This window comes from Pelomonas margarita (genome assembly GCF_043555875.1).
In the GTDB taxonomy this organism is placed as follows: Bacteria; Pseudomonadota; Gammaproteobacteria; order Burkholderiales; family Burkholderiaceae_C; genus Pelomonas; species Pelomonas margarita.
On sequence record NZ_JBIGHW010000005.1, the window covers coordinates 327,291 to 336,327 of the forward strand.

General features: G+C 73.4%; 7 protein-coding genes and 1 pseudogene. 4 read left to right on the forward strand and 4 right to left on the reverse strand.

Translation table 11 applies throughout. From position 1 onward, the window contains the following. Nucleotides 1–3 precede the first annotated feature (3 nt). Both ACG0Z3_RS12295 and mltB read left to right on the forward strand, forming a co-directional pair. The gene (locus tag ACG0Z3_RS12295; RefSeq protein WP_394397776.1) at nt 4–1,068 is read left to right on the forward strand and encodes a hypothetical protein; all 1,065 of its coding nucleotides are present in this window, start codon (nt 4–6) and stop codon (nt 1,066–1,068) included. A 22-nt stretch (nt 1,069–1,090) separates the two neighbouring features. Next, on the forward strand, nt 1,091–2,164 hold the full coding sequence (gene mltB, locus ACG0Z3_RS12300; protein WP_394397777.1) for a lytic murein transglycosylase B: 1,074 nt from the start codon (nt 1,091–1,093) through the stop codon (nt 2,162–2,164). Here mltB and ACG0Z3_RS12305 read toward each other — a convergent pair. Further along, entirely contained in the window at nt 2,158–4,563 is a 2,406-nt protein-coding gene (locus ACG0Z3_RS12305) for a DNA internalization-related competence protein ComEC/Rec2 (protein ID WP_394397778.1), read from the reverse strand. The genes mltB and ACG0Z3_RS12305 overlap by 7 nt on opposite strands. Nucleotides 4,564–4,664: 101 nt before the next feature. Here ACG0Z3_RS12305 and ACG0Z3_RS12310 point away from each other — a divergent pair, with 101 nt between their 5' ends. Beyond that, nucleotides 4,665–5,132 carry a RidA family protein gene (locus ACG0Z3_RS12310; RefSeq protein WP_268165724.1) on the forward strand — a complete coding sequence of 156 codons (468 nt, stop codon included), beginning with the start codon at nt 4,665–4,667 and terminating at the stop codon, nt 5,130–5,132. After that, nucleotides 5,132–5,626 carry a disulfide bond formation protein B gene (locus ACG0Z3_RS12315; RefSeq protein WP_394397779.1) on the forward strand — a complete coding sequence of 165 codons (495 nt, stop codon included), beginning with the start codon at nt 5,132–5,134 and terminating at the stop codon, nt 5,624–5,626. The genes ACG0Z3_RS12310 and ACG0Z3_RS12315 overlap by 1 nt, the downstream gene beginning before the upstream one ends. Before the next feature lie 4 nt (nt 5,627–5,630). Here ACG0Z3_RS12315 and ACG0Z3_RS12320 read toward each other — a convergent pair whose 3' ends face one another. From ACG0Z3_RS12320 to ACG0Z3_RS12330, 3 genes and pseudogenes are all read right to left on the reverse strand, one after another. After that, nucleotides 5,631–7,391, reverse strand: coding sequence for a gamma-glutamyltransferase family protein (locus ACG0Z3_RS12320; protein WP_394397780.1), 1,761 nt, complete (start codon nt 7,389–7,391; stop codon nt 5,631–5,633). Nucleotides 7,392–7,400: 9 nt separating this feature from the next. Further along, entirely contained in the window at nt 7,401–8,585 is a 1,185-nt protein-coding gene (locus tag ACG0Z3_RS12325) for a serine hydrolase domain-containing protein (protein ID WP_394397781.1), read from the reverse strand. A 240-nt stretch (nt 8,586–8,825) separates the two neighbouring features. Further along, nucleotides 8,826–9,037: pseudogene (locus ACG0Z3_RS12330) on the reverse strand (IS5/IS1182 family transposase); the annotation flags it as partial.

Sequence of the window (9,037 nt, forward strand, 5' to 3'; positions counted from 1 at the left end):
GCCATGCCCTTTGCTTTCTTCCGCGCGGCCGTGCTGGCGCTGGCCTTGCTGGGCGCCCTGCCCGGCGCCCATGCCGACACCCCGCGCACGCCGCGCCAGCTGATCGAGCAACTGGGGCTGGAGATCCGCCAGATCCTCGAAGCCACCCCGTCCACTCGCACGCCCGACGACGCTGAGCGCGCCGTCGCCGAGCAGATTGGCGCCCTGATCCAGGCCGACCCCCATCACCTGTCGCTGACCGAGAACGCCGGCCGGGGCGGCACGCCGCTGATGCTGGCAGCCAGCCACGGCTATGTGCAGGTGGTGCGGGCCCTGCTCGCCGCGCCCGGTGTGAAGCTGACGGCGGACGTCGCGGACGCCCAGGGCGAGACGGCCTGGATCAAGGCCAGCTTTGCACAGCCCATCACGCTGGCGGCCTGCCAGCCCGGCACCCTGACGCGCGAGCGCTATGTGCTGATGCCGCCCTATGTGCGGCGCATGGCCTACCTGATGAATACGCAGGCCTCGGCCTTCATCGAGACCCTGTCCGCCTTGCAAGACGCCGGCGCCGAACCGCGTGAGGACGAAGCCCGCCGGGCCTGGCTGGCCCGCTGCCCCAATGCGACACCGGCACTGCGCGAGTCCCTCGCGGGCCAGGCGCTGATGCCCGCGCTGGTCAACGCGGCCGTGGCCCAGCAGATCGCTTTCGCCAAAGCCACCCGCGAGACCTTCGGCGAGTTGACCGAGCGGCCGCCGAAGGACATGCGTTTCGTGCCGCTGGAGCGCCGCGCTCGCGGTGCCGCCCAGCCGTCACCGTTGCTGCAGGTGCATCAGCTGCACTGCCCGCGCATGCCCAAGCCGGAAATGCCGCCAGGCATCCGCTGGACGGGTCATGTGCTGTTCAAGGCCACCATCGCAACGCGGGCCGGCATCATCGAGGGGGCTGACTTCGACGTGCTGTCGAGTTCGGGAGCCCAGCGAGGCGCCGCCACCGACTTCTTCCGCCACATGGTGCTGAAAGCGCTGGCCGGCTACCAGTGTGTGGGCGACTTCATCTTCGAACAGACCTTCGAGATCAAGGTGTCGTGAGCAGGCCTCGTATGCTGCGCCCGTGAACCCACGCCGCTCCCTGCCCTGCCTCGCCGCCGCACTGCTGCTGGCGCTGCTGCCCGCTCACGCTGACGCCCGCGCCCGCCGCGAACCGCCCCTGAAGCCGCTGGGCACGCGGCCGGCGCTGGTGGCCTTTGCCAACGAGCTGGCGGCCGCCGAGGGCTGGAACGCCGCCGCGCTGCGTCGCCAGCTCGCGGCCGCCCGCCACCTGCCCAAGGTGCGCCAGCTCATCCTGCCCGCCAGCGCGCCCAGCGCCAAGAACTGGGGCGCCTACCGCGACCGCTTCGTCGAGCCCGCCCGCATCGAGGCCGGCCTGGCCTTCTGGCGCCAGCACGAGGACGCGCTGGCCCGCGCCCAGGCGCGCTGGGGCGTGCCGGCCGAGGTCGTCGTCGGCATCGTTGGCGTGGAGACGTACTACGGCCGCATCACCGGCGGCTTCAAGGTGCTGGACGCGCTGGCCACGCTGGCCTTCGACTTCCCCGCCGCCCACCCGCGCGCGGCCGAGCGGCAGGCCTTCTTCCGCGCCGAGCTGGCCGAGTTCCTGCGGCTGACGCGCGAGCAAGGCCTGACCCCGGAGGACGTGCGCGGCAGCTATGCCGGTGCCTTGGGCTGGCCCCAGTTCATGCCCGGCAGCTGGCGCAAATACGCGGTGGACTTCGACGGCGACGGCCACATCAACCTGATGGCCAGCCCGGCGGACGCTATCGGCAGCGTGGCCCACTACCTGGCCGCCTTCGGCTGGCAGGCCGGCCAGCCCACGCACTACGACATCGCGCTGCCCGAGGACCCTGCCGAGCGCGCGCGCCTGCTGGCCCCTGACATCAAGCCCAGCTTCAGCGCCGCCGAGCTGCTGGCCGCCGGCGCCACGCTGCCCGAAGCCGCCCGCAGCCACGCCGGCCCGCTGGCCGTCATCGAGCTGCAGAACGGCGGCCAGGCCACCACGCCGCTGCTGGGCACGCAGAACTTCTGGGCGGTGACGCGCTACAACTGGTCGGCCTACTACGCGCTGGGCGTCATCGAGCTGGGGCAGGCCGTGGCCCGGGCGCGCACGGCCGCGCAGGCAGCGCCTCAGTAAGCCGGCCAGGCGTCCGCGTCCGGCATCTCGACCTCGGGCACCGGGCCCATGGGGGTGACGGCGCTGGCGCTGCGCCGGTCCTGCCAGTAGCGCGGGCGCCGCTCGCGCTCGCACTGGCCCGCCGATGGCGGCACGTCGCTCTGCCAGCGCCAGGCCCCGCAGGACGCGCTTTCCACGACGGCGATGCCGGCGGCCTGGTAGCGCGCCAGCACGGCGGGCGCAGGGTGGCCGAAGCGGCTGCGGTAGGCGGCCTGCACCAGCGCCACCGCCGGCTTCACGGCGGCCAGCAGGGGCTCGCTGGACGAAGTCTTGCTGCCGTGGTGCGGCACCAGCATCACGTCGGCCCGCAGGTCGGCGCTGCGCTGCACCAGCGCACGCTCCTGCCCCGCCTCCAGGTCGCCCAGCAGCAGCGCGCGCCGGCCCGAGGCGGCGGTGATGCGAAGCACGCAGGACAGATCGTTGGGCTTGAGGCCGGCGCCAAAGTCCTGCGGGCGCGGGTGCAGCAGCTCGAAGCGCACGCCGTCCCACACCCAGCCCTGGCCGGCCTCGCAGCGCCGAGCGGCGGCCGGCGGGCGCTGCAGCGGGTGATCGGGCGCCAGCGAGCTGCGCAGCTCGACCACCGGCACCGCCTGCATCAGCGTCGCGGCGCCGCCGACGTGGTCGGTGTCGCGGTGACTGAGCATCAGCAGGTCCAGCTGCCGCACGCCCAGGCCCCGCAACAGGGGCAGCAGCACGCGCTCGCCGGCATCGGCGCCGGGCGAGTAGGCCGGGCCGGTGTCGAACAGCAGCGTGCGCCCGGCGGTGCGCACCAGCACCGCATTGCCCTGCCCCACGTCGGCCGCCAGCAGCTCGAACTCGCCCGGCGGCGGCCGCAGCACGGCGGGCCACAGCAGCGGCACCAGCAGGGCCAGCCCCACCAGCCGCAGCCGCCAGGGCAGCCGCAGCACCACCAGCCCCGCGCCCAGCAAGGCCAGCGCCTGCGCCCAGGCCGGCGCCGCCGGCAGCCACCACACAGCGCCAGGCAGCGCCACCAGCAGTTGCAGCCAGGCCATCAACCCCTGCGTGATCCACGCGGCCAGCGCCCACAGCGGCGGCGCCAGCCCGCCCAGCAGGGCCAGCGGCGTGATCAGGAAACTGATGACAGGGATGGCCACCAGGTTGGCCAGCAGGCCCACGGCCGACAGCTGCGCGAAACAGACCAGGCTCAGCGGTGCCAGCCCCACTGTGGCCACGGCCTGGGTGTGCAGCGCCGCCTGCAGCCGCGCCCGCCAGCCCTCGGCGCGCAGCTCACCGGCCGCCATCAGCAGCGCCACCGCGCCGAACGACAGCCAGAAGCCCGGCTGCACCAGCGCCCAGGGGTCCACCGCCGTCACCACCACGGCGGCCGCCAGCAGCACCAGCGGCCAGGGCCAGCGCAGCGCCAGGCCCTGCAGGCCGGCCACCACGGCCAGCATCAGCACCGTGCGCTGCGCCGGCACGCCCCAGCCCGAGAACAGCCCATAGCCCAGCGCCGCCAGCACGCCCGCCCAGCGCGCCGCCGTGGGCGCCGGCCAGGCCAGGCACAGGCGCCCGCCGCGCCGCCACAGCGCCCCGGCCACGGCGCTGGCCAGCCACGCGAACATCGTGACGTGCAGCCCGCTGATGCTGAACACATGCGCCACGCCGGTGTCGCGCAGCAGCGCCCAGTCGGCATGGGTGATGGCGTTCTGGTCGCCCAGGCTGAGCGCAGCCAGCACGCCGGCCATGCCGGGGTCGGCCACCTCGGCCTGGATGGCCGCACGCAGGCGCTGGCGGGCGGCGTCGATGTGCCAGGCCGGCGCGACCGCCAGGCGCTCGCCGCCACGCACCACGCCGCTGGCGCGCAGGCCCTGCTCGAACAGCCACAGCTCGGCATCGAAGCCGCCCGGGTTGGCCAGCCCGTGGGCGCGCTTGAGCCGCGCGGTGAGGCGCCAGCGCTCGCCGGCCCCCGGAGGGCGATCGGCCATCCCCGGGCTGGCGTACGCCAGCAGCATCAGCCGCGGCGGCACCTCGGGCGGCAGCGCCGTGCCAGTGGGGCCGACCGATTCCACCGCGAACTCGAAGCGCCAGCCCGGCACGCCGCCCTGGCCGGTGATGGCCACGGGCAGGGAGTCGATGCGGCCCGTCAGCACCAGGTCGCGCCCTTCCCAGGCCGGGTGCAGTTCAGACGCCAGCCGCCATTCCGCGCGCAGCGCGCCTTGCGCGAAGGCCAGTGCGGCGATGCCGACGGCCAGGCCCCACCAGCGCCGCCGCAGCGCGAAGCCCACCGCCAGCAGCCCGGCCAGCAGCGCGACCTCGCCCGGCGCCGGCAGCCGGGCGCACTGGTGCAGCAGGGCCAGGCCGGCCAGCCAGGCCAGTGCCGCCACCGTCAATTCCTGCACGCGCCAGCGAACCTGCGCCAAAACCCCTCCCGCGCCCCGCTGCATGGGGGGCGGGGTGTAGCATGCCGCCGTTTTTCCGCTGCGCCATCGCGCTTCTACCCATGAGCTCCACCGCCATCCAGGCCAAGCTGGCCGAACTGGGCATCACCCTGCCGCCCCTGGCCATCCCGGCCGCCGCCTACCTGCCCTTCACCCGCACGGGCAACCTCGTCTTCCTGTCCGGCCACCTCGCCAAGAAGGACGGCAAGGTCTGGGTGGGCCAGCTGGGCAAGGATGTCGACACCGCCACCGGCCAGGCCGCCGCCCGCGCCGTCGCGGTCGACCTGCTGGGCACGCTGCAGGCCGCCACCGGCGACCTGGGCAAGGTGGTGCGCATCGTCAAGGTGATGAGCCTGGTGAACAGCACGCCCGACTTCACCGAGCAGCACCTCGTCACCAACGGTTGCTCCGAGCTGCTGGCCGCCGTGCTGGGCGACGCCGGCAAGCATGCGCGCAGCGCTTTCGGCGTGGCGCAGATCCCGATGGGCGCCTGCGTCGAGATCGAACTGATCGCCGAGGTGCGCGACTGATGTTCGTCAGCTCCCCCTCCCGGCTGCCCGGCCTGGCGCTGCTGGGCATGGCGGTGGCCAGCTTCGCGGCTGTCGGCGTGGCGCTCGTGGCGCAGCACCAGTTCGGCGTCAAGCCTTGCCCCTGGTGCGTGCTGCAGCGCGGCATCTTCCTGCTGATCGGCGCGTTCGCGCTGCTGGGCTGGCTGCTGCGCGGCACGCGTGGGCTGCGGCAGGCGGCACTGGTGCTGGTGCTGACGCTGTGCGCGGCCGGCCTGACGGCGGCCGTGTTCCAGCACGAGGTGGCCTCGCAGACGGCCACCTGCGCCATGGGCCTGGCCGACCGCATCGTCATGGCACTCAATCTCGAGGAGCTGTGGCCGGCGGTGTTCATGATCACGGCCAACTGCGCCGAGGCCGCGGCCTACCGGCTGCTGGGCCTGCCCTACGAGGTCTGGAGCGGCCTGCTGTTCGCCGGCTTCGCGGCGCTCAGCGCCGTGGCCCTCGGCAAGCGCTGAGGCCTCACTCGCCCAGCACCACGCCCTCGCGGCGCGGGTCGGCGCCGCCGACCCAGCCGCCTTTCACACGCTGCAGGACCTGCAGGCCGCTGGTGAGGTCGGTCTCCACGACCTGATGCCCGCGCCCGCGAAGCGCCGCCAATTGCCCGGCCGTCAACGCGTTGCGCTCCACGATGAGTGCGCCGCCATTGAAGTGGCCAAAGTTGGGCAGGTCCACCGCCTGCTGCACCGGCAGGCCCCAGGCCAGCGCGCCGGTCAGCACCTTGGCCACGTAATGGATGATGACCGGCCCGCCCGGTGAGCCGGCCACCATGACGAGCTGCCCGCGGCGGTCGAACACCAGCGTGGGCGCCATGCTGGAGCGCGGGCGCTTGCCGGCCTCCACGCGGTTGGCCACCGGCTTGCCCTCAGCGCCGGTAGGCTGCAGCGAGAAGTCGGTCAGCTGGTTGTTCAGCAGGAAGCCGCCGGCCAGGCCCGTGCCGCCGTCGCTCATGATGCGGTTGCCAAAGGCGGACTCGACGCTGGTGGTCATGGCCACCGCCCGGCCCTCGGCATCGACCACGCTCACATGGCTGGTGCCGGACTCCCGTTGCGGCGCCTGCGGGGCCAGGGCTTGCCGCAGGGCACCGGGGTCCCCCGCCGTGGCGGGCGGCATCGCACGCTCGCCGATCAACGCCGCGCGCGCCTTCAGGTAGGCCGGTGCCAGCAGCAGCTGCCAGTCACCGCCCGGCGCGGTGACGAAGGCCGGGTCGGCAATGAACTGCGCGCGGTCGGCAAACGCCAGCTTGGCGGACTCGGTGTAGGCATGCAGCCAGTCGCCCGTGAGGCCCTGGGCCGCCACGGCAGCGGGCTGGCCGTCGAGCAGGCCGAGGATCTGCATCAGCGTCAGGTGGCCCGAGGTGGGCGGGCCGAAGCCGCAGACGCGGTAGCTGCGCCAGTCGTTGCACAGCGGCGGGCGCTGCACGGGCTGGTAGCCGGCCAGGTCGGCAACGGTCAACCGGCCGGGCCGGGCATGGGCTTGCACGCGGCGAACGATGTCCTCGGCCACCGGCCCCGTGTAAAAGCCCGCAGCGCCCTGTTTCGCGATGCCGCGCAGCACGGCCGCATAGGCCGGGTTCTTCAGCATGGTGCCAACGGGCTTGGGCACCCCGACTGCGTCGAAGAAATACGGCCCCGCCTGTGCGTCGCTGCGCAGCGCTGTCTCGCCGGCCGCCAGCTCGAACAGCCGCGGGCTGATCGCAAAGCCCTGCTCGGCCAGCGTGATGGCGGGCTCGAACAGCCGCGCCCAGGGCAGCCGGCCGTGCGACTTGTGGGCCTCGGCCAGCATGGCCACCACACCGGGCACGCCGGTGGACAGGCCGCTCAACACCGCGTCGCGCATGGCCATCGGCTTGCCGTCGGGCTTCAGGAACAGCGCGGGCGTGGCGGCAGCCGGCGCGGTCTCGCGGCCGTCGAAGGTCTGCACCTGCCGGCCGTCCCAGTGCAGCAGGAAGGCGCCGCCACCGATGCCGCTGGACTGCGGCTCCACCAGCCCGAGCACGGCCTGCACCGCCACGGCGGCGTCGACGGCCGAGCCGCCCGCGCGAAGAATCTTCATGCCGGCCTGCGCCGCGAGCGGGTTGGCGGCGGTCACCGCAAAGCGCTGGGCGGGTGTGGTCAGGCTGCCCTGCCGAGCGGTGCGGGTGGTGGCCGCCTCGGGCTGGTCGAGGGCATGGGCGGGCACCAGCAGCGCGGCGAGCGCAAGGGGGATCAGGCGGCGAGGCATCGGCGCATCTTAGGCAGGCCGTGCCATCACCTCGGCGGCCAGTTGCCCCACCAGCGGCCGCGCGCGCGAACCGTTGGCCAGCACCACCACGCCACGGCCGCTGGCCGGGTGGATCTGCAGGGCCGCCGCCACGCCGGGGTCGCGTCCCATGTGGGCCCAGACGCCCTGCCCCAGCCCTCGCCAGGCCAGGCCCTGCCGGTAGCCAGCGCGCTCGGCCACGGGGGCGCCCTGGTCGGCCAGCATCTCGGCCACGCTGGCCGCGCGCAGCACGCGCCGCCCCTGCAGCTCGCCGCCGCCCAGCACCGCCCGTGCGAAGCGGGCGAGCTCCAGCACCGAGCTGCGCAGCAGCCCGTCCGACACGGTGGCAAAGCTGTACAGGCACAGCGGCACTTGTTGACCGGCACCACCATCAGCCTCCAGCGGCGGCTCGGGCGAAGTCAGCGCCGTCGGCAGCGGCTTGCCGGCCGGCACGAACTCATAGGGCGTGGCGTGACTGGCGCGGTCCAGCCCCGCGATGGACACGCGGCTGCGCCGCATGCCCAGCGGTGCCAGCAGTGCCTGCTCGCAGGCCACCGGGAAGGGCTGCCCGCTGAGGCGTTCCACCGCCAGGCCGAGCAGGCCGTAACCCACATTGCTGTAGGCATGCCGCTCGCCGGGCGGCGTGGCGTGGAACTGCACGTGGCCCGGCTGGCTCAGCCAGGCTTGCAGCGGGGTCTGGGGGTCGCCACAGGCATAGCTCGCTGCGTAGGCCGGGCCGTCGGCGATGGCGGCGGTGTGCGTCAGCAGCTGGCGCGCCGTGACCGCCGCACCGGATGGATGGCGCATCTCGAATGGCAGGTGCGCGTCCAGCGGGCCGTCCAGGTCCAGGCGACCGCGCTCGTGCCATTGCAGCACCGCAGCGCAGGTGAAGACCTTGGTGACCGAGGCGATGTTGAGCAGGGTGTCCGCCGCCATCGGCCGGCGCGCGGCCAGGTCAGCCCAGCCGAAGGCAGTCGCGTGCAGCACCTGGCCGCCCTCGATGACGGCCAACGCTAGGCCCGGCACCTGGGCCTGCTGCATGCGCTGCCGCACGCTGGCCACCTGGGTGGGCGAGCGCAGCCATTCGAGCAGCGGCACTGCGGCAGCGGCCCGTGAAGCGGGAATCCAGGCGGCTGCGCTGGCGCAGGCAAGCAGGTGTCGGCGGTTCAACGGCATGGGTGCATTGTTCGCCCAGCCGCTGCCACATTCAGAAGTAACCCAAGTCCCGTTCCGTGTAGTTGCCAATCTGCGGCAGCACCAGCGGCAGGCCGGCGGCGCGCACTTGGCGATCACGAACACGATTGGCGCGGTGTTGTCAGGGGCGAGGTCGGCGCGCAGGTTTAGCGCGGCTCGGCCTGCCACGGCTCTGTTGCACAAATCAGTTCGCGGACGGCATAACCCCAACCCCAGACGGACTCATGCCACGACGGCCACCGGCACGGTTTGAGGACGGCCGATCTGGCTGAAGCGGTTCAGCAAGGCGACGCGGACGTGCAGCTCAACCACTTGACGATCAAACGTCCTGGCGCTGACCCGTTCCCCCAGGCGTTTGAAGCAGTGCATCTTGGTCTCCACCAGGCTGCGCCGGTGATAGCCGCTCCACTGCTTCCACAAGCGTCTGCCAAATC

Excerpts from the sequence above, each read along its gene's own strand:
- ACG0Z3_RS12295 (WP_394397776.1), top strand. The coding sequence starts at position 4 with ATGCCCTTTGCTTTCTTCCGCGCGGCCGTGCTGGCGCTGGCCTTGCTG.
- ACG0Z3_RS12310 (WP_268165724.1), top strand. The coding sequence starts at position 4,665 with ATGAGCTCCACCGCCATCCAGGCCAAGCTGGCCGAACTGGGCATCACC.
- ACG0Z3_RS12315 (WP_394397779.1), top strand. The coding sequence starts at position 5,132 with ATGTTCGTCAGCTCCCCCTCCCGGCTGCCCGGCCTGGCGCTGCTGGGC.
- ACG0Z3_RS12320 (WP_394397780.1), bottom strand. The coding sequence starts at position 7,391 with ATGCCTCGCCGCCTGATCCCCCTTGCGCTCGCCGCGCTGCTGGTGCCC.
- ACG0Z3_RS12325 (WP_394397781.1), bottom strand. The coding sequence starts at position 8,585 with ATGCCGTTGAACCGCCGACACCTGCTTGCCTGCGCCAGCGCAGCCGCC.